We start from the raw sequence: 24,575 nt of genomic DNA on the forward strand, positions 1-24,575 counted from the left end.
CGCTACTCACTAAGTAGCCTAATTTCTCACATGGCGAAAAAGGGTTATGGTGCATATATCAAACTATCTCTTTTAAGCAATCAACGAGATGCGAGCGAATGTTGTAAAAACGGTTGTAAATTCGGTACCTCATGAGGGTATCGACGCCGTAGGCGTTGAAAGAACCATTCCTGAAAACCCGTTACGGCGAAAATCTGATCAGAAACATTGGTACATCGCTATCGTCAACAACAAGTCCGAGAAACTATGCCGTGACAAGCTGGAAAAGCGCATAGCCAGTCAGCCGGAAGGCGAGAAGGACTATGAGGTTTATATAGCCTCCCAAAAAGAGATGTGTCTTCTGCCAAGCGGCAAGCGTAAGCAAGTAGACCGGATCGTCTTCCGTTCCATTGTATTCATCCGTTGCACCGATGTCTTGCGTAGGAAGGAGATCGTTCATCTTCCTTATATCAAACGTTTCATGGTAAACATAGCTGGCGAACGGTCTGGAGGCATACGCCCCGTAGCCTTCATTCCGGATGAGCAGATGGTGAAACTCCGTAGGATGCTGGACGATTCCGAAGAGCCTGTCATTATCGATCCCCGTCCGCTGCCTCTTGGAGCGAGGGTACGCATTAACGGCGGTAAGTTGCATGGTCTAGAAGGTAACGTGCTGGAAGTGGAGGATGGCAATCTTAACTTTGTGATCCGTGTAGATCTACTGGGATGTGCCAAAGTAAATATCACCCGTGACCTGCTAGAGCTATTATGATACACATAGATGGATACGCACTACGGTAAAAAAGAGGATAGATCCGGAGTACGCCTTATCTCGTTGTTAGGAAACCATTTGAAAGAGATTCTTAAGCGAGAGGCGGATAATCGTGCCTTCATCCATCTTTACTGTACGGGTCCGTATTGGGTGGCGTTCGAGAAATCAGCTTACCTGTTACGCCAAATATCTTCCCGTACCTTAGTGACCCCGTTAAGCCTCACCACGTACCCGTTTCCAATCGTGATGGTCTCTTGGACAGATGGCGAGTTACGTTCCTATACACGTAACCATCTTTTCCATCGCGAAGGCAATGACTACGGTCGGTTATCCGTCCCTACTCGTACGCTTGACGGTTACAAGGAGTGGCATAAGGAAGAGGTGAGGTATTTTCCGATGCCGGAAGTAAAAACCACGTCCATGGATCGTGACATGGAGATTGATTAAAGATACTTCTGAGGTTCAAGAGAGCCTCCAATCAAGAATATATTATCGCTAGGTCGCAATTAGAAAATGAGAATTAGGCGGCCGATATCGATCAAGAGGTCAGCTATCTCTAGTAGCGAGGAGAGTCCCTTTTTCTTTAACCGATAGACTAGACTCTTGCTTTAGCTTATACCACTCCAACCACTTGAGAGGTTCGGTCGCTTATTATTATAGTTAGATAGATATGAATAAAACAAATATGGAAAAGGTGAAATATCGTTATAATCGCTGGCGTTTAGCGCTGGGGCGTCTGGTAAATTTGCGGTATATCAACCGCTGGATCATTTTTTGTGCGGATCTTTTCATTTCCCTATGTGTATCTTTGATAGGAGTGCTGGGATTATTGTCCATCATGCATGTATACATAAGCGGGATTAGTGTATTAAAGGTAGGAATAGCTTCCTTTGTGGCCAGTATCCTTTCTTTTCTTACGTTCAAGGTTTATCACGGGGTGATCCGTCATTCCACGCTACGTGGACTATGGAGGATTGGTGGTGTCGCCATCACAAAATCCATCCTCATGTTCATACTGCTTCATCTTTTGAGGGCGGATTTCAATTCCTCTATATATTGGGTGGGAGGGATAACCGATTGTATGTTGACGATTGTTCTGCTGATCACCTTACGTGTATTCGTGATTAATGTATATAATAGCGTGTTGTCCCAACTTGGAAAAAAGCGCAAGCGTGTACTGGTGTTCGGTATGGATGAGGATAGCGTGATGATAGCCACATCACCCAACCGGCAAGTATTCATGCAAAATTATAGCATCATCGGCTTCTTGACGTTTGGTAGCGCTAAAAAGAACCTTCGCATAGCGGAACTTCCCGTTTACCAGATCGAGGACATTGATGACTTGTTGCGTCTGATCCCCAGAAATAACTTGGATGGTATCCTTTTCCCGAATATAAAGACCGTCCGACGAGAACGTGATCGTTTGATTCATTATTGCGAGCAGGCCTCCTTGAAGCCTCTCGTGGTTCCTGATATGGAGGAGGTCCATGAGGGCGGAATGAAGCGTTCAGTCCGTGAGATCCGTATTGAGGACTTGCTGGGTCGTGAGGAGATCAGTATAAATCTGGGCGAGATCGGTCTCTTATTGAAAGATAAGACGATCCTTGTTACGGGAGCGGCCGGTAGCATTGGTAGCGAGATCTGCCGCCAGCTGGCGCATTTCCCGATCAAGAAACTGATCTGCCTTGATGCCGCCGAGACTCCGATGCATGACTTACGCCTGGAATTGGAGGAGAAGTATAAGGAACTGGATTTTGTACCTATCATAGGCGATGTCCGGAATCCGGACCGTGTAGATTACGTATTCCGCAATTGGCATCCCCAGGTAGTATTCCATGCGGCAGCTTATAAGCACGTCCCCTTGATGGAAGAGAACCCTTGCGAGGCTGTTCGTACCAACGTGTTTGGTACCCGAGTGATAGCGGATGCCGCCGTAAGCTATGGTGTAGAGAAATTCGTGATGATCAGTACGGATAAGGCCGTTAATCCAACGAATATCATGGGATGTAGCAAGCGCCTCGCTGAGATATATGTGCAGAGCTTGAGTGTGGCGATCAGTAAGGGGGCTCTAGCGGGAAACACTAAGTTTATCACGACCCGTTTCGGTAATGTATTAGGAAGTAATGGCTCCGTGATACCTCGTTTTCGCGATCAGATCGCCAAAGGAGGCCCAGTTACGGTAACCCATCCCGATATCATCCGCTACTTCATGACAATCCCCGAAGCCTGCCGTTTGGTGTTGGAAGCCGGTACGATGGGCAAGGGCGGCGAGATTTTCATCTTTGATATGGGTGAGCCGGTCAAGATCGCTGACTTAGCGAAGCGTATGATCGAGCTTTCTGGTTTGCAGGTGGATAAAGACATAGAGATTAAATACACAGGTCTTCGTCCCGGTGAGAAATTATATGAGGAACTATTGAGCAACAAGGAGAATACGAAGGAAACCCCTCATGAGAAGATTCGTGTGGCAGCAGTCCGAGAGTACGCCTACAAGGATGTGGTAGAGCACATTGATCTATTAGCTGAATTATCCCTTCATGTACACATTCTTCCTATGGTGAGAGAGATGAAATCCTTCGTCCCCGAGTTCAAGAGCCAAAACTCTCAATTCACGAGATTGGACGGAGTGAATTAGCAATTTAGTTGGTAGTTATAAATCTGAATTATAAATGATTATCGCAGTAGATTTTGACGGAACAATCGTTGAGCATAAATATCCGGCGATAGGGAAGGAGATCCCTTTCGCTTTCGAGACATTGAGAAAGTTACAAACAGAACACCACAAGCTGATCTTATGGAGTGTGCGAGAGGGTAAGCTTTTGGATGAGGCTGTCACCTTTTGCCGAGAGCGGGGCTTGGAGTTTTACGCCGTGAACCGAGATTACCCGGAGGAAGAGAAAAGCCTGAATAACCATTTCTCCCGTAAGCTGAAGGCCGATATTTTTATTGATGACCGTAATCTTGGTGGTCTCCCGGACTGGGGTATGATTTACGAGATGGTGAGTAAAAGACTTTCCTATGAGGATTTAATGCGGAAATACGAGTCGGAATACGAACCGGAGAAACCGAAAGGCCTTTTCTCTCGTTTGTTTCGCTAAATCCATATCATTCTGTGTTCTAAGAAATAAAAAAAAGATAACAAAATAATATGAAAATCAAAAGATTACTACTTTTATTAGCTCTACCTCTATTGGTAGCGAGTTGTACTTCTTACAAGAACGTACCATACCTCCAAAACCCAGAGGCAGTGAACGATTTTGAGGAGACCCTTCCGTTGTATGACGCCAAGATCATGCCAAAAGACTTGTTGAGCATCACGGTCAATACGACAGACCCGAAGGCTGCGACTCCATTCAACTTGACGGTACAGACTCCAATCAATGCGGCTTTGACAAATATCAGTACGACCACACAACCGACCATGCAGCAATACTTGGTGAATAATAAAGGAGAGATCGATTTCCCTGTTATCGGTCGCTTGGAAGTGGGTGGTCTCACCAAGAACGAGGCGGAGGACTTGATTCGTGAGCGTTTGAAACCTTATTTGAAGGAATCCCCGATCGTTACGGTCCGTATGGCTAATTACAAGATCTCCGTGTTGGGTGAGGTGGCCCGTCCGGGTAGCTTCACGATCGGCAACGAGAAGGTGAACGTTCTGGAGGCTTTGGCGATGGCAGGCGATATGACGATTTACGGTGTCCGTGATAACGTCAAGCTGATCCGTGAGGACGTGAACGGTAAGCGTGAGATCATTAACTTGAATTTGAATAATGCCGAAGTCGTGACTTCCCCGTATTATTACCTGAAGCAAAACGATATTATTTACGTGACCCCGAACAAGACGAAGGCTAAGAACTCCGATATCGGTAACAGCACGACCCTTTGGGTAAGCTCACTCTCGATTCTGGTATCTATTGCCGGCCTGTTGGTAAACATACTTAAGTAATTGAAAATTGAAAATTGAGAATTGAAAATTAAGAGAGATGATAGACGAACGGATAATTAATAACACTGGGATAGAGAACGAGGAACAAGAGATTGATTTGGTCGCTCTTTTATTCAAATACCTTTTTTATTGGCGTTGGTTTGTTGCTAGTATATTGATATGTTGCATCGCTACTTACCTGTTTCTTCGTTATCAAACGCCTGTATATAACATTTCCAGTTCCGTGTTGATAAAGGAGGAGGATAAGCGAAGCGGTTCGGGCAACAATCCGTTGGCGGCCATTCAAGATTTGGGAATGTTTTCCATGACAAATAATTTTGATAACGAGGTGGAGATATTGAAATCCCGTACATTGATAAAAAAAGTCGTGAACGACCTGAATTTATATGTTCGTGTAGCGGAAAAGCGAGCGTTCGGTTATGCGATGCCTCTTTATAAGAATAGTCCGGTGCGGATTTATATGACACCGGAAGAGGCCGATAAATTGGAGGAGCCGATTAAGCTGGATCTTACATTTACAAAAACAGGAAAATTGTCTGTTAAGGCTGAATATGTGCAAGATAAGGAAGAGCAAGAGATAGAACAGGCATTTGATCAATTGCCGGCGGTGTTACCAACACCTGTGGGTGTTTTAAGCTTTACGCGAGGCGATACCTTGTATATGGAAGAAGAGGAAATCGCTTTACGTGTTACCATAAATACGCCGACGGAGACCGCCGAGGATTATATGAAAGACTTGAGCGTGACCGCCTCTTCCCAGACCACGACGATAGCGAAGATCAGCGTGAACAATACAGTAAAGGAGCGAGGCGTGGATTTCGTGAATCGTTTGGTTGCGTTCTATAATCAAGACGCGAACGATGAGAAGAATGAGGTAGCTCAGAAAACCGCTGAGTTCATAGAGGAGCGTATCGGTATAATTAACCATGAGTTGGGTACGGCGGAGAGCGAGTTGGCGGATTTCAAGCAACGATCCGGTCTGACGGATTTGACAAGTGATGCCCGTCTAGCCTTACAAGAGAGTTCCAAGTATGAGCAGCAACGTACGGAGAACGCTACACAGATCAGCTTGGTTCAATTTCTGCGTACCTATATCAACGATCCGGTCAACAAGGAAGAGATAATTCCTGCAAACGTAGGGTTACAGGATCAAAACCTCACTAGGGTGATTGAACAATATAACACGATGATCATCGAGCGTAAACGTTTATTACGTACCTCTTCGGAAAATAACCCGGCGGTGATAAACATGAACACCGGCGTTGAGGCGATGAGACGTAATGTCGAGACAACCGTGAATAGTGTCTTGCGAGGACTACAAATCGCCCAGAAAGATATTGAGCGTCAGGCTAGTAAATTTGAGAGCCGGATTAGTGATGCTCCAAAGCAAGAGAAAGAGTTCATGACTATTTCTCGCCAGCAAGAAATCAAGGCGACTTTATATATCATGCTGTTGCAGAAGCGGGAGGAAAATGCGATCACATTGGCAGCCACGGCTAATAATGGTCGTATTGTAGAGGAACCATTACCCGGGAAGGATCCTGTGGCTCCCAAGAAGCTCGTGTTTTTATTGGCTGCGTTTGTGGTGGGCCTGTTTATTCCGGTGGGAATCATCTTTGTCGTGGAATTATTGAAATATAAGATCGAGAATCGTGGCGATGTGGAGCAATTGACGAATGTTCCGATTTTGGGCGAATTGCCCTTGTGTGGTCATAAATCCTCCGATAAGGGAGCGATCGTGGTGCGCGAGAATAAGAACGACATGATGGAGGAGACCTTCCGAGGTTTGCGGACCAATCTGCTCTTTATGCTCCGGAAAGATCAAAAGGTCATACTTTTCTCTTCTACGCAGCCCGGAGAAGGTAAGTCTTTCGTGACTGGAAATCTCGCTGTCAGCTTGGCTTATTTGGGAAAGAAGGTGGTAGTGGTTGGTATGGACATCCGTAAGCCGGGCTTGAATAAGGTCTTCGATTTATCGAAAAGGCAGGAAGGAATATCTAATTATCTGATGGATCCGGAGGATAAGGATCTTTTTGATCTTGTGCAGCCTTCCGGCATCAGTCCGAACCTGGATATCCTTTTAGGAGGAACGATTCCCCCGAACCCGACGGAACTGGTAGCCCGTGATACCTTGGAGAAGGCGATAGAGCAATTGAAATCCCGTTATGACTACGTGTTGCTGGATACAGCCCCGATCGGTATGGTAACTGATACGGCCATAATAAGCCGTGTGGCCGACATGTGTGTTTATGTCTGCCGTGCGGACGTGACCCCGAAAGCCGCTTTCTGCTACATTAATGTTCTTAGGGACGAGCATAAATTTGACAAGTTGGCGGTAGTGATCAATGGAATCGACCTGAGCAAACGTAAGAACACCTATGGTTACGGTTATGGTAAGAAATACGGTTATGGCTATGGTAAACATTATGGTTATGGATACGGCTATGGGTATGGTTTTGAGGCGGAGAATAAGAAAAAGAAATAATAAGGAAATTTATAAAGAGTCATGAGACACGTATTATTTAGTCCCCCTGATATAACAGAGGCAGAGATCAGTGAAGTTGTTGATGCTTTGAAGTCCGGTTGGATAACTACCGGACCTAAAACTAAAAAATTAGAACAGCTGGTAGCAGAACGTTGTCATACCTCAAAAGCTGTTTGTTTGAATTCAAATACGGCATGTGCTGAGATAACTTTGCGTATATTAGGTATAGGAATCGGTGATGAGGTTATTGTTCCAGCCTATACTTATACAGCTACCGCAAGTGTGGTAGAGCATGTGGGGGCAAGATTGGTCATGATAGATTGTGAGCATGGAAAGTTCACGATGGATTATGAGAAATTAGAAGCGGCGATAACCGAGAGAACAAAAGCTATAATCCCGGTGGATTTGTTTGGTATTCCTTGTGGCTATGATACGATTTTCGATATAGTAGAACGGAAAAAGAATTTATTCCATCCAAATGATAACCCGATTCAAAAAGCCTTGAATCGAGTGATTGTTATGGCTGATGGTGCTCATTCTTTTGGAGCCTCATATAAAAAATTCCCAATAGGTTCTGTCGCCGATTTTACGAATTTCTCATTTCATGCGGTGAAAAACCTAACAACAGCGGAAGGCGGTGCGGTTGTTTGGAGAGATATTGAAGGGATAGATAATGATGAGTTATATCACCAATATATGTTATTGAGTCTTCATGGTCAGAGTAAAGACGCTTTGGCAAAAACGAAGTTGGGAGCGTGGGAGTATGATATTATTGGGCCATGGTATAAATGTAATATGACAGATGTCTGTGCGGGCATAGGTCTAGGACAAATAAAAAGGTATGATGAGATTTTGTCCCGTCGAAAAGAAATTATAGACCGTTATAATAAAGGATTGAAGGGGCTACCTATTACGGTGGTAACGCATTATACTTCAGATATTGTCTCTTCTGGACATTTATATATTATAAATCTGAATGACAAAGATGCCGAACAACGGAACAAATTTATAGAGAAAATGGCCGGATTAGGAGTTGCGACCAATGTACATTATAAACCGCTTCCTATGCACACAGGCTATAAGAAATTGGGGTTCAAGATAGAGGACTATCCAAATGCTTATAAGCAATTTAAAAATGTTGTGACATTGCCGCTTCATACCTGCTTGTCTGATGAAGATGTGGATTATGTGATTGAGTGTGTGAAGGAATGTTTAAAATGAGATCTACTAATAAAAATGATGGGAAAGAAAGTTCTAATATTGGGAGTTGCGGCAGTACAAATGGATGCAGTTAGCCAATTAAAAAAAATGGGATGTGAGACATTCACATGTGCAATGGCTAAAGATGGACCTGCTGCGGATTTATCAGATCATTTTAATTTGATTAATATATTAGATGAGGAGAAATTAGCAACTTTTATAGTTGATAATAAAATTGATGTGGTCTATTCAACAGGATCAGACTTAGCGATGCCTGTAGCATGTCGATTGAGTGAGAGACTTGGATTACCTCATTTTGTTTCTTCTTATGCAGCGAATGTTTGTAATCATAAGAACTTGATGCGTGAGAGACTAACATTGGAATGTGAAGGAAATATACCTTTTCAAGTGTTAGATTCTATAGATAAAATAGCAATTCAATATCCTGCTATTTTAAAACCATCAGATGCGCAAGGGCAAAGAGGTATTTTTTTAATTCGTTCACAATCTGAATTTGAGTCTCATTTTCAAGATGTGGTTAAATATTCTAGAGAGGGAAAAGTTATTGTTGAAAAGTACATCGAAGGGCCAGAGGTTTCAGTTAACGGTTATATGGTCAACGGAGTAATGCGATTCTTAATTGTTTCGGATCGGGATACTTGGCCGGAATATACCGGGTTGATACATAAACATATTGTTCCAAGTAAAGCCGTTTGTAATACAGCTAATTCTAAAATAAAAAGAATCGTAGAAGATGCTTGTAATCGGATTGGAATATTGAATGGTCCGGTTTATTTCCAGATGAAAGTAATGAACGGTCATCCGTACATCATAGAAATGACACCACGTTTGGATGGATGTCATATGTGGAATTTATTGGCTAGATCTACAGGGGTTAATTTGATGAAGTTAGTATTTGAGCATCTGCTATATGATGATATTTCAGAACTAAAATGTTTGAATTCGGATATTAAACCGATGGAGTTGGTTTTCTTTTGCCAAAAGCCAAAAACAATAATGGATCAATCTGCTTTCTTGATACCCAAAGATTCGGAGGACAGTTTTTTCTATTATGCGACAGGTGATAATATACGTCCGGTAAATGGACGTTTTGACAAGGTGGGGTATTTTATCCATAGTCTATAAAGGAGTTTTTGGTAATGAGAATTGCTATTACGGGAGCAGGTGGATTTATAGGCTCAAAAGTATTGGAAAAACTTGCTGATTATGATGAGATAGATATTCTTGCGTTGTCAAGAGTTCAAAATGATAGAACACTCTATAATAAAGTAAGATGGGTAAAGACCGATTATTCAGTAGATTCATTAAATAAAGTATTGAAGAATGTAGATGTGATTATTCATTTAGCGGCTACAAGAGGTACACAAGGCTTGATTTCCGATTATCATGTGAATGAGATTGTTACTGAAAATATTTTATTGGCAATGAATGAATTGAATATTAAGCATCTGGTTTTTGCTTCTTCTATTGCAGTTTATTCAGATACAACAAAAATACCGTGGCAAGAGGATATCAGTCTTTCTCCTAAAACTCTTTATGGGATATCAAAGGCATCTTGTGAATATCTCTGTGCTTTTTATACCCGTAAGTTTAAATTCCGATATACTATTTTGAGAATTGCTCAAGTTTTGGGATTAGAGGAAAAGCGTAAAGGCATGATGAATAATTTCATCGAATTTGCATATCAAGGAAAACAATTGATAGTGAAAGGTAAGAGTGTAGCTAAACGTCAATTTATTTATGTTGATGATTTGGCTGAGACTTTTGTTTTGTGTGCAATCAAGCAGAAAGAGGAATCAATCATTTTGAATGTTGGTATGCAAGAGGCTTATACAAATTTGTCAATTGCAAATACGGTAAATTCAGTATTTGAAAATACTAATTCAATAGATTATCAAGAGGATATAGATGAAAATATTGACTCCTCTTTTATGGATACTCATCGCTATGTTAGTTTTTTAGGCTTTAAGCCTAAAACAATGAAAGAAGCTTTGTATGAATTGAAAAATCGAATAGATTAGATGTATAAAAATGTAATTAAGCGTCTTATAGATATTATAATATCTTTGATGTTGATTCCTTTTATTTTGATATTAATAATCCCGGTGGCTTTGTTTATAAAATTAGAAGATCATGGTGATGTTTTTTATAATGCAGAACGCTATGGATGTAATATGAAAAAATTTAAAATGTTTAAGTTTAGGAGTATGAAAATGAATGCTCCTGATGTAAGGAATGCTGATGGTACTACTTTTAATTCTGAAAAAGATGTTCGATTAACCAAGATCGGTGGATTTTTGAGAAAAACAAGTATCGATGAACTTCCTCAAATATTTAACGTACTTTTGGGGGATATGAGTTTTGTTGGTCCAAGACCTAGCCCGATGGGTAATGAAAATACTTATACGGATTTTATAAGAAAAAAATTTGGTGTTAGACCGGGTATTACTGGATATAATCAAGCCTTAAAACGGAACAGTGCTACACTAGAGGAACGGTATAGAAATGATGTTTACTATGCGGAACATGTTTCATTTCTTTTAGATTGTAGAATTATTATTATGACATTAAAATCTGTTCTTCGTAGGGAAAATGTGTACAAAAATTGAATATTTTAAACATAAGTGGAATGATATCAGTTGTTATACCTACATATAATCGTGCTCAGACAATACGTATGGCAGTGGATAGTGTATTAAACCAGACATATCGAGATATTGAGTTGATTATTGTTGATGATGCTTCTACGGATGGAACCCAAGATGTTGTTACTCAGATCGCAGATGATAGAATTCGTTATTTGCGATTAGAGCAAAGATCTGGGGCCTGTAATGCGAGAAATATAGGAGCATTATCTGCAAGAGGAGAGTTTATCTCCTTTCAAGATAGTGATGATAAATGGCATCTTGATAAATTGGAGAAGCAATACCAATTTATGATTGATAGAAATTTGGATTTCTCCTTTTGTGGCATGACTCGGATTATGTTGGAGGATCCCAATAGGAAATATTATTATCCAAATGTAGATATGGATGATAATAAAGATTATTTTGATCAACTTCTTTATTTAAATAGAGTTGGTACTCAAACGATTATATGTAAGCGAGAATGTTTTGAAAAAATACGTTTTGATGTTACATTAAAGCGTTTTCAAGACTGGGATTTTGCGTTACAAGCTGCTCGAATTTATTCCATAGGTTACTTGAGGGAAAGTTTAGTGGACTCTTTTGTACAAAAAGATAGTATATCAAAAAGTAGTTTGGCCAATAAAAATGCATGGGAATCATTATATAATAAATATAAAAAGGATATACAAAAAAATCCGACTACTTATGCTAAATATTTGTTTAGATTAGGAAACGAAGTGGTTCTTTTTAATCAAAAAGTGGCTATGGAATATTATAGAAATAGTTTTTATATAAAGAAATCAAAGGAAGCCTTGGTGTTTTTTGTCTTGAGCTCACTGAGAATGAAATCAACTATAAGCAAGTTATTGGATTATCAGAAAAATCATCTTTTTAGATAAATAAGAGTAATGCGAAAATATTTGTTGGTATATCCAAATCGGGATTATGGTAGATTGATGTGGAGAGATTTAGAAAAACTCGATAATGTGGATTTTATTAATAAACCATTGTTTGTTAATAATGTGTTGATTGATCTGCTTTTTCGTATTCATTTTAGCTTTAAATTGAATATGAAAATAGAATTGCCATTAAAACGATTTTGGGAGAAATATTATTCTTTAGATCATTATGATTTTGATCAATCGAATGAATATGTGATTCTGTTTACAGATCCTTCATTGTGTAATTATAGAAATAATTTTCTTGAGAAGTTGAAGAGGAAATCTAATGTGACTATGGTTCTTGTCTTAATAAATTCATTTTATAGAATGAGACGTATTATTGAGCCTATGTTGAAGAATTTTGATTTGATATACACATATGATGAAAAGGAGGCAAAGTTATTTGGATTTTCTTATTATCCTACTGTTTATTCAATGGTAGATGTGGGTGATGTTGAAATGATAAAGCGTAAATGTTTTTTTGTGGGGGTTGCAAAAGATCGGCTGGAAAAATTGATCCGTATTTATGATAAATTGGAACTTTGTGGATGTAATCCAATTTTTTATATATCAGGAGTACCTAGGAAAAAGCAAAAAAGAAGGAAGGGAATTGTTTATAATACTTGGCTGCCATATAAATCAGTGTTGAAAGAGATTTTAAGTTCTGAGTTTATTGTGGAAATAATGGATAAAAATAATGCAGGAATTACGTTGCGTACTTTAGAGGCAATTTGTTATAATAGGAAATTAGTAACAGATAATGAGAAAATACTTTGTTCTCCATTTTATAGAGAACAAAATATTTATTTGCTAAGTTGTGGATCTGTTTTATTAAGTGATTTTTTAAAATGTGTAGATAAGGTGGATTATGGGTATGATGGGAGATATTCGCCTGTGTTATTTGTGGATAAATTAGATCGTTATTTGAATAAAATTTAATTTATATTTGTTTTATGATAGCACCGTTTTTGTTGTGTGTTTTTGCTGCTTGTTTTAGTAAGTTTGTTTATGGTAAATTATATAATCCTAGTACTGTATTTTTTTTGATTTGGATGCTGTTGCTGGCTTTTTCAAGATTAGGGTTGTTTGGCGTTCCTGTACCAAATAGTGATACGTATTTGTTGTTATTTATAGGATTATTCTCTTTTTTTGTTGGGTTTGTATCTGTTGATTTAAAGAAATGGTTTGGGAGAAAAATATTTTTTTTTAGAAAATTTGAAAGCGATGTAAAATATTCATATGTATTGAATTTTAAAATTGTAATTGTTCTATACTCTATAACATTTGTATATTTAGCTTATCAAGCGGTTATTGTTATTGGATTATTGCAATCAGGCCTAACCCTATCTGCAATTCGAGAGTTGTTTACTTCTTCAGATCTAAATTTGTTGAGACAATCAAATTATATGGTTGCTATACAAAATTTTATAGCGACACCTACTGTCTATTTAGCTATAGCGATACTCCCAATAGAATGGTTTAAAGGTAATAGAAATAAGATTTTTATTGTTTCAACTATTCTGATGATTATTGCTTGGGTTCTTACTTCTGGAGGTCGATCTGTTATTCTATGGATGGCTATTTATGTTATATATTTATATAAGTGGAAGGGTGTAAAGATAAAATTGAAAAAAGAAAATAGGAGAAAAATTGTACTGGTTGTTTTGTCTTGTATTATATCATTGATTTTTACAACGATATCAAGGAAAGGTGAAAATGTTGATTTTTTCTTTCAAATGTATCAATATTTCGTTGTTCCAATTGCTCATTTAGAATATAGAATAAATGAATTGAATGCTTCTTTTTTTAATGTTTATGGGTATGGTATGGCTTCGTTTTATGGTGTTTTTTATCCTTTTATGTTTATTTTAACGCTTGCGGGTTGGAAATATCCAATATGGTTAACTACTATACGTGATCTTTCATTTATGAACTTAGAAAATGTGGTGTTACTTGGGAGTGCTAGAATGAATGCATTTGTAACTACTTTTTTTCAATTTTACTTAGATGGTGGGATGTTTGGTGTTTTTGTTGGGGGGGTATTGTTTGGTTTTTTTGTTATGCATTTTTATAAAAAAGCGAAAAATGGTACAGATGATAAATATACGCTAATTTATTTATTATTGTTGCAAAAGTTGATTTTCTCATTTGTTAGATTCTATTTTACACAGCCCGTTCAAGGCATAAGCTTTTTAATGGCTTTTTTTGTTTATAAAAGAATTAGATTGTGAGGTGTTTAAAAATATAAATTGTAAAAATTTGCCAAGTTTAAGGAGAAATATAGTATATCAGTTCTTGTATGAATTGTTGATAGTTTTCATTCCTCTATTTACGATCCCCTATGTATCAAGAGTTTTAGGTGCTGAGAATATAGGACTTTTCTCTTATACATATGCAGTTGCTAACTATTTTGTTTTGTTTGCAAATCTTGGAATTAAAAATTATGGAAGTCGAACGATTGCTATGGTTCGAAATAATAAAGAAGAATTGAATAGGAACTTTTCTGAAATTCTATCAATTCACATTATTTTTTCAATAATTGTAATATTTGTTTATTTAGTGCTTTTGTTTTTTTTTGTAGAGGATAATCTGGTCATATTTCTTATTCAGAGCATTTATGTTTTTGCTGCAGTCTTTGATATTAATTGGTTTTTCTTTGGAATAGAGAAGTTTAAGCTGACAGTAGGAAGAAATACTCTTGTGAAAATTTTGTCTGTATTTTTAGTTTTAGTTTTTGTTAAGACACAAACTGATCTTTGGATTTATGCGCTAATATTAGCCCTTTCTGTTTTTGTCGGGCAGTCAGTAGTTTGGTTTGCTTTAAAGCAATATGTCTCATGGAGGAGGCCTTCTTGGGCTAATATGAAACAACATATTCGACCCCTATTTGTATTGTTTTTGCCGATATTGGCATTGAGTCTTTATAAGTATATGGATAAAATTATGCTAGGATCCATTTCTTCGAATGTTCAAGTCGGGTTTTATGAAAATGCTGAAAAAATAATTAATGTGCCAATGAGTTTGATAATGGCATTTGGTGTAGTTCTTATGCCTCGAATTGCAAATATGGTGACGAGTAAGGATAAAGGAGAGGTTTTTAAGTTAATTGACATGTCGATGGAAGCTGTTATGTTATTAGCAATAGCTATCTCTTTTGGATTGGCAGGTATTTCATTTGTGTTAGCCCCCATCTTTTTTGGTTATGAATTTGAAGAATGTGGAATTCTTATAATGGGATTGGCTGTGACAGTCCCGTTTATGGCTTTTGCCAATGTGATAAGAACTCAATATTTAATACCTTATAAAGAGGATAAAATATTTGTTGTTTCCTTGTTTTTAGGTGCTGCTGTTAATTTGATTGTGAATATAATTTTGATACCATATATGGCTGCAAGAGGAGCTGTTATAGGAACTATTTTTGCTGAAATTATTGTTTGTATATATCAATCGTATTTTGTTAGAAAAAAAATTTTCATTAAAAAATATTTGTTAAATACGATTCCGCCTATACTAATTGGGATAGTAATGTTTGTTTTTGTTTTTCAAATAGGAAATGTAATGAATATAAATATTGTTACATTAATACTTCAACTTCTGGTAGGTATGTTTATTTATGCTGTTGGTGTGTTTTTACTTATGTTAAAAAGTAGAACACGGTTGATGGTTTTGTTGAGAAAATTTGTAGTAAGATATTAGTCGCTTATTATATATATTATGAAACATTTTATTCAAGCTAAATTGCCTTTGATATACCAATCGATTGCTTATATTAAATATTATAAAGATTTTTTAAGAAACAAAAAAATGTCTTTGGCTGTTTCGAGAATGTCTGATGAGGAACTTAAAGCTTATGATGCGTGTCTTTATAAAAATAGGCAAGGTAAAGAACTGGATTGGGAAAACCTAAAAACTTATACTGAAAAAATGCAGTGGGCGAAATTATTCGATAAAGATCCTCGAAAAACATTGTGTTCAGATAAGTATAAAGTGAGAGATTGGGTCGCAGATAAAGTTGGAAGTGAGTATTTGGTCCCATTACTAGCGGTATGGGATAAATATGACGATGTAAATCTCGATATATTACCTAATCAATTTGTTCTTAAAACTAATCATGGTTCTGGAGATGCGGTGATTATTCGCAATAAAAAAGCGATAACACTTGCTAAAAAAATAGAGTTGAAAAGGAAATTGAAATTCTCTTTAGAGACGGATTATAGTTGTAGGTACTGTGAAATGCATTATAAGGATATTTCGCCTAAAATTATCGCAGAAGAATTTATAGATTCTAGAGGCTCTGATTTGGTTGACTATAAGTTTTTATGTTTTGATGGAGTGCCTTACTATTGTTGGGTTGATATGGATAGATTTACAAATCATACTAGAAATGTTTATGATTTGAAATGGAATATTCAAGCGTGGAATCAACGATCATATGGTAATTTTAAAGGTGTAGTAGATAAGCCGAAAAATTTCGATATAATGATTGAAATAGTAAAAAAATTATCTCGAGGCTTTTCTCATGTTCGAGTAGATCTATATAATGTTGATGGGAAAATTTATTTTGGTGAAATGACATTTACTAATGGTAGTGGATTTGAGGAGATTTCCCCTATTGAAGCTGATTTGATGTTGGGGGATTTATGGAAAATAAAGGAATTGGACTTTTAGGGAAAGTGTTGGAATGATTTTTCTTTGTAAATGTATTTGTCCTGTTTTACCGGATCTTTATTTGTGAGGTATTCTGAGTTAAATACTAATAATTGAAAATTCATAATTATGAAAGGAATTGTTTTAGCCGGTGGCTCGGGTACCCGATTCTACCCAATCACTAAGGGAGTGAGCAAGCAGTTGCTCCCTATTTTTGATAAGCCGATGGTGTATTATCCTATCAGTGTGTTAATGCTGGCGGGCATCCGGGATATCTTGATTATATCAACGCCCTATGATTTGCCGGGATTCAAGCGTCTGCTTGGGGATGGCTCTGATTATGGGGTGCGTTTCGAGTATGCAGAACAGCCCTCTCCGGATGGATTGGCACAGGCATTTACCATTGGAGCAGAATTCATCGGTGATGACAGCATTTGCTTGGTGCTAGGTGATAATATCTTCCATGGTAATGGATTTACCTTGATGCTAAAGGAGGCGGTTCGTACTGCGGAGGAAGAGAATAGGGCTACTGTTTTTGGCTATTGGGTGAGTGATCCGGAGCGTTATGGCGTGGCCGAGTTCGACCAGGCCGGCAGTTGCCTGAGTATCGAAGAGAAGCCGGAGTGTCCCAAGAGCAACTACGCCGTGGTCGGATTGTATTTCTACCCGAACAAGGTTGTTGATGTAGCGGGTAGCATTCAACCGTCCGCACGTGGAGAGTATGAGATCACTACGGTCAACCAACGATTCTTGGAGGATGGAGCGCTGAAAGTCCAGACTTTAGGCCGAGGCTTCGCTTGGCTGGATACCGGTACGCACGACTCCCTGAGCGAGGCATCTACGTATATCGAGGTATTGGAGAAGCGTCAGGGGGTGAAAGTGGCCTGCTTGGAGGGTATTGCATACCGTCAGGGATGGATAACCGAGGAGCGTATGCGAGAGCTGGCGCAACCCATGCTTAAGAACCAATATGGGCAATATCTACTAAAGGTAATTGAGGAATTAAAGGAGACAGGAGATCCGAATTTAGGTTAAGATGGAGGTAATAAAGACAGATATAGAGGGCGTGGTGATCATTGAGCCGAAGGTGTTTGATGACGCTCGGGGATACTTCTTCGAGAGTTTCTCGCAGCGAGAGTTCGAGGAGAAGGTTCGTAAGATAAATTTCGTACAGGATAATGAGAGTATGTCCTCATACGGAGTGATGCGCGGCTTGCATTTTCAGAGGCCCCCTTTTACGCAGAGCAAATTGGTGCGTTGCGTGAAAGGATGTGTCCTTGACGTAGCCGTGGATATTCGCAAAGGAAGTCCAACTTATGGTAAGCATGTAGCCGTTGAATTGAGTGAGGATAACCATCGCCAGTTTTTCGTGCCCAGAGGGTTCGCTCATGGATTCGCGGTATTGAGTGAGATAGCTGTTTTCCAATACAAATGCGATAATTTCTATGCTCCGCAAGCGGATGGGGGCATCTGTATAAAGGATGAGAGTCTGGGCATAGATTGGCGGATACCAATGGATAAGGCCCTTCTCTCGGAGAAGGATATAAAGCATCCATGCTTGGAGGATTTTGACTCACCGTTTGATTATCATGTAAATTTATACCTTGAATTTGAATAAGATGAATATATTGGTGACAGGAGCCAACGGGCAGTTGGGAAACGAGATACGTATCATCACCCGGGAAAGTGATGACCACTATGTATTCACGGATGTGAATCAAGTGGAAGGAGTAGAGACTGTCTTTTTGGATATTACGGATTTGGAAGCGGTGAGGGTACTGGTTGCGGAGCGGCGCATCGACGTTATCGTGAATTGCGCCGCCTATACCAACGTAGATGCGGCGGAGAGTAATGAGGCGTTGGCCGAGAGGCTGAATGCCGAGGCCCCGGAAAATTTGGCCAAGGCGATGAAGGCGGTCAATGGTTTGTTGGTGCAGATCTCTACGGATTATGTGTTTGGCAAAGAGCCTTACAATGTGCCCTGCCAAGAGGATCAACAGGGTACGCCAACCGGTGTGTATGGTATGACAAAATTGCGGGGTGAGCAGAAGATCATGACTGTAGGTTGCAAGCATGTGATAATTCGTACCGCTTGGTTGTACAGTGAGTTCGGGAAAAACTTTTGCAAAACGATGATGCACCTTACGGCTACTCGGCCCCAACTGAAGGTGGTATTCGATCAGGCTGGTACACCGACATACGCTTACGATTTGGCGAAAGCCATAGCGGCAGTCTTGCGTGATTATGCGACGGACATAGCTTGCGCTATTTATGGCAAGAGCGGCATCTATCATTACTCCAACGAGGGGGTCTGCTCTTGGTTCGACTTCACGAAGATGATCGCCGAATACAATGGCACGACCGCTTGTGATATCCGGCCTTGTCATAGCGACGAGTTCCCCAGCCCCGTAAAACGTCCGTCCTATTTGGTATTGGACAAAACAAAAATCAAAGAAACATTCGGCGTTCGAGTTCCTTATTGGACGGAATCCTTAAAACGATGTATCACTAATTTAAAAAACAACTGTTAAGAATCATGGCAAAACGAAATATAGTAATCACCGGTGGTGCGGGCTTCATCGGCTCTCACGTTGTACGTCTGTTTGTAAACAAATATCCGGGATATAACATCATTAATTTGGACAAGCTGACCTACGCCGGCAACTTGGCAAACCTAAAGGATGTGGAGGACAAACCAAACTATAAGTTTGTGAGGATGGACATTTGCGACTTTGAGGCGTTCTATCAATTGATGCGGGATGAGCAGATCGATGGTATCATCCATTTGGCGGCCGAGAGCCATGTAGACCGAAGTATCAAGGATCCGTTTACATTCGCCCGGACCAATGTGATGGGTACTTTGGCTTTGCTCCAAGCCGCTAAGTTGTATTGGGAAAGCCTGCCGGAGAAGTATGAGGGTAAACGCTTCTATCATATCTCTACCGATGAGGTGTATGGAGCGTTGACGATGAACCATCCGGAAGGAATCGAGCCCCCGTTCATGACAGCGGCTTCCTCCGGTGAGCATCACTTGGCATACGGAGATGATTTCTTCTATGAGACAACGAAATACAATCCTCATTCGCCCTATTCAGCGAGTAAGGCAAGTTCAGACCATTTTGTACGTGCCTAACACGATACTTACGGCATGCCGACCATCGTGACAAATTGCTCAAACAACTATGGCCCCTATCAATTCCCGGAGAAACTGATACCCCTATTCATCAACAACATCCGTCACCGCAAGCCGCTACCGGTCTATGGCAAGGGCGAGAACGTGCGCGACTGGCTGTTCGTGGAGGATCATGCCCGTGCGATAGACTTGATTTTCCACAACGGAAAGATCGCCGAGACCTACAATATCGGTGGCTTCAACGAGTGGAAGAATATCGATATCATCAAGGTGGTGATCAATACGGTGGATAGTCTGTTAGGACGTAAAGAGGGTGAGGATATGGATCTTATCACCTACGTGACTGACCGTTTAGGCCATGACGTACGCTATGCCATCGACTCAACAAAGTTGCAAAAGGAACTCGGCTGGGAGCCTAGCTTGCAATTCGAGGAGGGTATCGAGAGGACTGTGAGATGGTACTTGGAGAAGCATGAATGGTGTGAAAATATTATTAATGGTGAATACCAAGATTACTATGTAGAAATGTATGGAAATCGTTGAAAAATAATTATAAAATGAGCTATATAGTCAACAAACAATACAAAATAGCCGTAGCCGGTACCGGTTACGTTGGTTTATCAATTGCCACTTTGTTATCACAGCATCATGAGGTGGTAGCCATAGACATAGTTCCTGAGAAGGTAGATTTGATCAATAATAAAAAATCACCGATTCAAGATGATTACATAGAAGAGTATTTGGCTAGTCATAAATTGAATTTGAAAGCTACGCTAGATGCGGAGATGGCTTATAAGGACGCTGATTTTGTGGTGATAGCGGCTCCGACAAATTATGATAGCCAGCGAAATTTCTTTGATACGTCCGCTGTTGAGGCTGTGATAGAGCAGGTGCTTCGTTTTAATCCAAATGCTTTTATGGTCATTAAAAGTACGATACCTGTTGGTTATACGATTTCCGTACGTGAGCGGTTTCATACAAAGCGTATTCTTTTTAGTCCGGAGTTCTTGAGAGAGTCTAAGGCTTTGTATGATAATTTGTATCCTAGCCGGATCATCGTGGGTACGGATTTGTCTGATCCGGAATTGGTAGATGCCGCTCATATTTTTGCTGAACTGTTGCAAGAAGGTGCTATAAAAGAAAATATAGATACCTTATTTATGGGGTTGACAGAAGCTGAGGCCGTAAAACTATTCGCAAATACATATCTTGCACTACGTGTTTCTTATTTTAATGAGTTGGATACGTATGCGGAAATGAAGGGGTTGGATACTCAATCGATCATAAATGGTGTGTGTTTGGATCCTCGTATCGGTAATCACTATAATAATCCTTCTTTTGGCTATGGGGGGTATTGTCTGCCGAAAGATACAAAACAATTACTCGCTAATTATGCGGATGTACCCGAAAATTTGATAGAAGCGATTGTGGAGAGTAACCGGACTAGGAAAGACTTTATAGCAGATCAAGTACTTCGTATGGCGGGTTATTATGCTTACGGGGAAGAGAATGAATGGAGTAGTGTACGGGAACATCCTGTTACGATCGGTGTTTATCGATTGACGATGAAGTCTAATTCTGATAATTTTAGACAATCTTCTATTCAAGGAATAATGAAACGAGTGAAAGCAAAAGGAGCTACTGTGATTGTTTATGAACCAGCCTTGTCGGATAATACTACATTTTTTGGGTCAGAAGTTGTTAATGATTTGGATCTCTTTAAAAAACGTAGTGCGGCTATTATAGCCAATCGATATGATGTGGAATTGGATGATGTGAAAAATAAGGTATATACACGAGATGTATATAGAAGGGATTAATCTAAATTAAGGTTAGCGTCCAAAAATGACGTATAGCATCATTCAACAGAAATATAGATCTTTGTTGCTGTAATTAAAACCCAATTAATATGTAGAGCAATAACAATTCTGAAATTTTTTTCCTCCGCTACAAATCCGAAGCGGTCACGAACAAGGATTCCATCCGATCCTTCTGTTTTAGAAATAAGGTACCGTATAACCTGTTTGAAAAATGGTTAAGATGTTTTCATAGGAGATGGGTTGAAATCCGTACATTTAAGGAGGCTGAACATCAACTGTGCCTGTCACATGTCCGGGCTAATATGTTAAAGCGTATGATCAAGGAGGTGAAAAGAGAGCCTTGGTCTTTACGGACAGTTTGGATTTCTTCTTTAGAAAGGAACGTGATTATAATGAAGAGAATCTTATTCTTGAAGAAAGAGTCTGATGATCACTTACTATGCAATGTAACAGTATGTTACACTTTGGTCGTGACGAAGGTGTAGAAATGGCAGCTGCATATCATGGTGTAATCAGTACTGTGAGGCAGCGGGGGAAGTGAGCTTGGGATTTCCTTGGTGAATATTTTAAAAATATTTTTAATGATTGTAAGGACTTTGTTAATCTCATACCCCAGAATATAGAGTTGGTATGTACTAATGGTTAAATTCAATGTTTTTAACATAAAATTAGGTAGGTGCTACAAAAGAGCCTATACATTGGTGCATGCTCTAATTAGAGTACCAACAAAGGTGTTGCGTGATTGCCATAAATTAATTAGGAAAGCACTATTGGCGGTTTACTTTTGTTTATGTGGAGTCGATTTTTAAGATATCTCCTCTTCTATGTCTTCAACTCCCATGGTGTCAATCATGGGAGTACATATCGCCGATATGCTTATCGGTATAACGCCAAAAAAGAAAGAGGAACTTCCATGGAAGTGTTTGCAAGAAATGAGAACCACAAAGGTGCGATGATGAATGTGTAGATGATAGAATAGACTGTAGAATCGATATAGAATAAAGATTTTGTACCGGTCTTCTTTCTCCCTTCGGGGAGGTAAGGAGGCCGGTTCTGTTTTTATGTATGCCTTGATGATCCATATATAAATGTGGGATTCGGCCTTCTGCGGCGCAGGGATAAATATTCCCCCTGTGATCGTGGAAATGAAAAATCTTATGAAAGATTTGAAGGGACTATTAGGCGAATTTCGGGGTTGGCCTACCGTTGAGTTGTTTAGTGTGCGTCTGGCCGGATTGTCGGCGGAAGATAGAGAAAGGCATTTGCTGGGGTTTTGTAAGCTGGCTTTTGGGCATTATGAAGAGTTGCCGATGGGATATCGGAGATTGGTGGATGGTTATTTGGATGGGGAGCGAGGGGAGAACTTGATGGTGTGGTATTTGACAAGGCATACGCCGTGGAAGAATGCCCGTTATGAGTTGCATCGACCGGACTTGTTTTTGCGGATGGCGAAGCTGGTGGAGTTTACGGATCGGGATGGGCGTTTGCCTTATTCTCATTTGGCGGCTTGTTTATGTATGGCGTTTTCCGTCCGGAGTTTATCGGATCCTAATTCGGAGGTCTTGCCGAAATCCTTGGCTAGCCGTTTGAGCGCATTGAATATATTACCAAGTGATATTTTGGAACTGGCGGGGAAGAGGGAAATAACGGATGAGATGTGATTCTTTATTGATAAATGTTAAATGTACGTGGATTGAAGTCGATGAAATTTGGTGTGTTTTTCGTTGATTTGGGAATGTGTGTGTTGGCTGCTAGGTCGTTAACTGTTTTGCGTCATCGAAGTCAGGCTTTGTGGCTATTATACCTTTGTCGTGTGTTCGAAGCATGGTTACATTCATTTATTCATTAAAAACGTATAGTTATGGCATTGAAATTTAAATTAGTAATGAGAAAGAATCTAGGTGAGGATCACGAATCTATTCCTGAAAAGGTATACGCTCAAATGGTGTATGGAGATCTGGTTACTTTTGATGAATTTGCGGAGGAGGTGGCAGATAGCTCTGGTGTAGGTAGCGCTAGCGTGAAGGCGGTTCTGGATCGTATGAATGTGGTGTTGGTCCGTCATTTACAGCATGGCAGGCGTGTCAGTGTAGGTGAGCTGGGACTTTTCCGCTTTTGTTTCGGATCGTCGGGGGTACCGGATGAGAAGACGTTTTCAACGAACTTGATTCGGGAGCCGAAAGTACGGTTCTACCCGGGCAAGGCGCTACGCGTAGCCAAGAGCCGGACAAGTTTTGAGAAGACTGTGCTTCCAAATGAAGAAGATACGGGTGGAAACGGGAGTGATAGTGAAAGTCCGGATGAAATCTAAGAGCTATGAGGCGTTTGACGATTCAATTAATTGTTGCGATCCTGCTCTCAATGAGCGGGATCACACTTCTCTTCAGCGGATTCTGGATTGATCCGCAAGGATTGATCGATAACAGTGTACTGGTGGCTTTCGGTGAGATCAGTACGTTTGCCGGGGCCCTTTTTGGAGTGGACTACTCTTATAAATTGAAAATTAATAATTGAAAATTGAAAATTATGGAAAGACATGATAAAAGGTTAACAGAGCATTTTTGTTTGGATGAGTTTACTTATAGTGGTATTGCCGTGGACAATGCGATAAATAATCAGCCTCCTCCTTGTGCATGTCTAGCGCTTCAAAATTTGGCAGTTGGTTTATTGGAACCATTACGTCTATTGTATGGGGCACCGATTGCTATATTGAGTGGATATCGGAATGAGAAGGTAAATCGTCTTGCTGGCGGGGTCGTTACCAGCCAACACTTGAAAGGAGAAGCGGCAGATTGCTATGTTGCCGATGGGCCGGAAAAATTGTTGGATGTATTGCAATGTTCCGGTTTAGTATTTGACCAAGCTATATTATATGGACGAAGACGTTTTTTGCATCTTTCCTTAAAGATAAATGGAAATAACAGGATGCAAGTGTTAGTTTATATGCTTTGTGTTGTCTGTATGTTCTGTAGTTGTGGAGCGTTAGTTCTTTTTTAATAATAAA

General features: G+C 39.7%; 23 protein-coding genes and 1 pseudogene. All 24 read left to right on the forward strand.

The features are described from left to right. Positions 1–88 precede the first annotated feature (88 nt). Positions 89–751: a transcription termination/antitermination NusG family protein gene (locus tag BHV83_RS01275; protein WP_005865210.1), complete on the forward strand. Its 663-nt coding sequence runs from the start codon at positions 89–91 to the stop codon at positions 749–751. 9 nt (positions 752–760) lie between these two features. Then, positions 761–1,198, forward strand: a complete 438-nt coding sequence (locus BHV83_RS01280) for a hypothetical protein (RefSeq protein WP_048927730.1) — start codon at positions 761–763, stop codon at positions 1,196–1,198. A 238-nt stretch (positions 1,199–1,436) separates the two neighbouring features. Next, positions 1,437–3,386 carry a polysaccharide biosynthesis protein gene (locus tag BHV83_RS01285; RefSeq protein WP_036613982.1) on the forward strand — a complete coding sequence of 650 codons (1,950 nt, stop codon included), beginning with the start codon at positions 1,437–1,439 and terminating at the stop codon, positions 3,384–3,386. A 34-nt stretch (positions 3,387–3,420) separates the two neighbouring features. Continuing rightward, the gene (locus BHV83_RS01290; protein ID WP_048927731.1) at positions 3,421–3,849 is read left to right on the forward strand and encodes a BT0820 family HAD-type phosphatase; all 429 of its coding nucleotides are present in this window, start codon (positions 3,421–3,423) and stop codon (positions 3,847–3,849) included. A 50-nt stretch (positions 3,850–3,899) separates the two neighbouring features. Continuing rightward, positions 3,900–4,697 (forward strand): polysaccharide biosynthesis/export family protein, encoded by a 798-nt coding sequence (locus BHV83_RS01295; protein ID WP_005855491.1) that lies wholly within the window; start codon positions 3,900–3,902, stop codon positions 4,695–4,697. A gap of 37 nt (positions 4,698–4,734) precedes the next feature. Continuing rightward, a complete protein-coding gene (locus BHV83_RS01300) occupies positions 4,735–7,182 on the forward strand; it encodes a GumC family protein (RefSeq protein WP_122297437.1) in 2,448 nt (815 codons plus the stop codon). 21 nt (positions 7,183–7,203) lie between these two features. Continuing rightward, the gene (locus BHV83_RS01305; RefSeq protein ID WP_005865220.1) at positions 7,204–8,403 is read left to right on the forward strand and encodes a DegT/DnrJ/EryC1/StrS family aminotransferase; all 1,200 of its coding nucleotides are present in this window, start codon (positions 7,204–7,206) and stop codon (positions 8,401–8,403) included. Between the two features lie 18 nt (positions 8,404–8,421). Then, on the forward strand, positions 8,422–9,528 hold the full coding sequence (locus BHV83_RS01310) for an ATP-grasp domain-containing protein (protein WP_005865222.1): 1,107 nt from the start codon (positions 8,422–8,424) through the stop codon (positions 9,526–9,528). 14 nt (positions 9,529–9,542) lie between these two features. Further along, on the forward strand, positions 9,543–10,424 hold the full coding sequence (locus BHV83_RS01315) for an NAD-dependent epimerase/dehydratase family protein (RefSeq protein WP_005865224.1): 882 nt from the start codon (positions 9,543–9,545) through the stop codon (positions 10,422–10,424). Beyond that, on the forward strand, positions 10,425–11,012 hold the full coding sequence (locus BHV83_RS01320; protein WP_005865226.1) for a sugar transferase: 588 nt from the start codon (positions 10,425–10,427) through the stop codon (positions 11,010–11,012). Positions 11,013–11,032: 20 nt separating this feature from the next. Then, positions 11,033–11,929, forward strand: coding sequence for a glycosyltransferase family 2 protein (locus BHV83_RS01325; protein WP_005865228.1), 897 nt, complete (start codon positions 11,033–11,035; stop codon positions 11,927–11,929). Positions 11,930–11,938: 9 nt separating this feature from the next. Further along, positions 11,939–12,910, forward strand: coding sequence for a WaaS/CpsH family glycosyltransferase (locus BHV83_RS01330; protein WP_005865230.1), 972 nt, complete (start codon positions 11,939–11,941; stop codon positions 12,908–12,910). A gap of 14 nt (positions 12,911–12,924) precedes the next feature. Then, positions 12,925–14,202 (forward strand): O-antigen polymerase, encoded by a 1,278-nt coding sequence (locus BHV83_RS01335; protein WP_286755579.1) that lies wholly within the window; start codon positions 12,925–12,927, stop codon positions 14,200–14,202. Next, positions 14,177–15,667 (forward strand): flippase, encoded by a 1,491-nt coding sequence (locus BHV83_RS01340; RefSeq protein ID WP_227793695.1) that lies wholly within the window; start codon positions 14,177–14,179, stop codon positions 15,665–15,667. Before BHV83_RS01335 ends, BHV83_RS01340 begins: the two co-directional genes overlap by 26 nt. 18 nt (positions 15,668–15,685) lie before the next feature. Continuing rightward, on the forward strand, positions 15,686–16,639 hold the full coding sequence (locus BHV83_RS01345) for an ATP-grasp fold amidoligase family protein (protein ID WP_008778518.1): 954 nt from the start codon (positions 15,686–15,688) through the stop codon (positions 16,637–16,639). 108 nt (positions 16,640–16,747) lie between these two features. After that, complete coding sequence (gene rfbA / locus BHV83_RS01350; protein WP_005865238.1) at positions 16,748–17,653, forward strand: glucose-1-phosphate thymidylyltransferase RfbA; 906 nt, start codon at positions 16,748–16,750, stop codon at positions 17,651–17,653. 1 nt (position 17,654) lies between these two features. Next, a complete protein-coding gene (rfbC, locus tag BHV83_RS01355) occupies positions 17,655–18,236 on the forward strand; it encodes a dTDP-4-dehydrorhamnose 3,5-epimerase (protein WP_005865240.1) in 582 nt (193 codons plus the stop codon). 1 nt (position 18,237) lies between these two features. After that, positions 18,238–19,149, forward strand: coding sequence for a dTDP-4-dehydrorhamnose reductase (gene rfbD / locus BHV83_RS01360; RefSeq protein WP_005865242.1), 912 nt, complete (start codon positions 18,238–18,240; stop codon positions 19,147–19,149). Positions 19,150–19,154: 5 nt separating this feature from the next. After that, positions 19,155–20,294 (forward strand): annotated as a pseudogene (locus BHV83_RS01365) (dTDP-glucose 4,6-dehydratase). A gap of 14 nt (positions 20,295–20,308) precedes the next feature. Next, positions 20,309–21,571 (forward strand): nucleotide sugar dehydrogenase, encoded by a 1,263-nt coding sequence (locus BHV83_RS01370; protein WP_005865246.1) that lies wholly within the window; start codon positions 20,309–20,311, stop codon positions 21,569–21,571. 1,157 nt (positions 21,572–22,728) lie between these two features. Then, positions 22,729–23,232: a hypothetical protein gene (locus tag BHV83_RS01375; protein ID WP_008778517.1), complete on the forward strand. Its 504-nt coding sequence runs from the start codon at positions 22,729–22,731 to the stop codon at positions 23,230–23,232. Positions 23,233–23,432: 200 nt separating this feature from the next. After that, positions 23,433–23,882 carry an HU family DNA-binding protein gene (locus BHV83_RS01380; protein ID WP_005865250.1) on the forward strand — a complete coding sequence of 150 codons (450 nt, stop codon included), beginning with the start codon at positions 23,433–23,435 and terminating at the stop codon, positions 23,880–23,882. Positions 23,883–23,887: 5 nt separating this feature from the next. Then, complete coding sequence (locus tag BHV83_RS01385; protein WP_005865252.1) at positions 23,888–24,085, forward strand: hypothetical protein; 198 nt, start codon at positions 23,888–23,890, stop codon at positions 24,083–24,085. Between the two features lie 12 nt (positions 24,086–24,097). Next, positions 24,098–24,568 (forward strand): D-Ala-D-Ala carboxypeptidase family metallohydrolase, encoded by a 471-nt coding sequence (locus tag BHV83_RS01390; protein ID WP_005865254.1) that lies wholly within the window; start codon positions 24,098–24,100, stop codon positions 24,566–24,568. Positions 24,569–24,575 lie beyond the last annotated feature (7 nt).

This window comes from Parabacteroides sp. merdae-related_45_40, from assembly GCF_001915675.1.

Coding starts and splice junctions, on each gene's coding strand:
- BHV83_RS01275 (WP_005865210.1), top strand. CDS start 89: ATGCGAGCGAATGTTGTAAAAACGGTTGTAAATTCGGTACCTCATGAG.
- BHV83_RS01280 (WP_048927730.1), top strand. CDS start 761: ATGGATACGCACTACGGTAAAAAAGAGGATAGATCCGGAGTACGCCTT.
- BHV83_RS01285 (WP_036613982.1), top strand. CDS start 1,437: ATGGAAAAGGTGAAATATCGTTATAATCGCTGGCGTTTAGCGCTGGGG.
- BHV83_RS01290 (WP_048927731.1), top strand. CDS start 3,421: ATGATTATCGCAGTAGATTTTGACGGAACAATCGTTGAGCATAAATAT.
- BHV83_RS01295 (WP_005855491.1), top strand. CDS start 3,900: ATGAAAATCAAAAGATTACTACTTTTATTAGCTCTACCTCTATTGGTA.
- BHV83_RS01300 (WP_122297437.1), top strand. CDS start 4,735: ATGATAGACGAACGGATAATTAATAACACTGGGATAGAGAACGAGGAA.
- BHV83_RS01305 (WP_005865220.1), top strand. CDS start 7,204: ATGAGACACGTATTATTTAGTCCCCCTGATATAACAGAGGCAGAGATC.
- BHV83_RS01310 (WP_005865222.1), top strand. CDS start 8,422: ATGGGAAAGAAAGTTCTAATATTGGGAGTTGCGGCAGTACAAATGGAT.
- BHV83_RS01315 (WP_005865224.1), top strand. CDS start 9,543: ATGAGAATTGCTATTACGGGAGCAGGTGGATTTATAGGCTCAAAAGTA.
- BHV83_RS01320 (WP_005865226.1), top strand. CDS start 10,425: ATGTATAAAAATGTAATTAAGCGTCTTATAGATATTATAATATCTTTG.
- BHV83_RS01325 (WP_005865228.1), top strand. CDS start 11,033: ATGATATCAGTTGTTATACCTACATATAATCGTGCTCAGACAATACGT.
- BHV83_RS01330 (WP_005865230.1), top strand. CDS start 11,939: ATGCGAAAATATTTGTTGGTATATCCAAATCGGGATTATGGTAGATTG.
- BHV83_RS01335 (WP_286755579.1), top strand. CDS start 12,925: ATGATAGCACCGTTTTTGTTGTGTGTTTTTGCTGCTTGTTTTAGTAAG.
- BHV83_RS01345 (WP_008778518.1), top strand. CDS start 15,686: ATGAAACATTTTATTCAAGCTAAATTGCCTTTGATATACCAATCGATT.
- rfbA (WP_005865238.1), top strand. CDS start 16,748: ATGAAAGGAATTGTTTTAGCCGGTGGCTCGGGTACCCGATTCTACCCA.
- rfbC (WP_005865240.1), top strand. CDS start 17,655: ATGGAGGTAATAAAGACAGATATAGAGGGCGTGGTGATCATTGAGCCG.
- rfbD (WP_005865242.1), top strand. CDS start 18,238: ATGAATATATTGGTGACAGGAGCCAACGGGCAGTTGGGAAACGAGATA.
- BHV83_RS01370 (WP_005865246.1), top strand. CDS start 20,309: ATGAGCTATATAGTCAACAAACAATACAAAATAGCCGTAGCCGGTACC.
- BHV83_RS01375 (WP_008778517.1), top strand. CDS start 22,729: ATGAAAGATTTGAAGGGACTATTAGGCGAATTTCGGGGTTGGCCTACC.
- BHV83_RS01380 (WP_005865250.1), top strand. CDS start 23,433: ATGGCATTGAAATTTAAATTAGTAATGAGAAAGAATCTAGGTGAGGAT.
- BHV83_RS01385 (WP_005865252.1), top strand. CDS start 23,888: ATGAGGCGTTTGACGATTCAATTAATTGTTGCGATCCTGCTCTCAATG.
- BHV83_RS01390 (WP_005865254.1), top strand. CDS start 24,098: ATGGAAAGACATGATAAAAGGTTAACAGAGCATTTTTGTTTGGATGAG.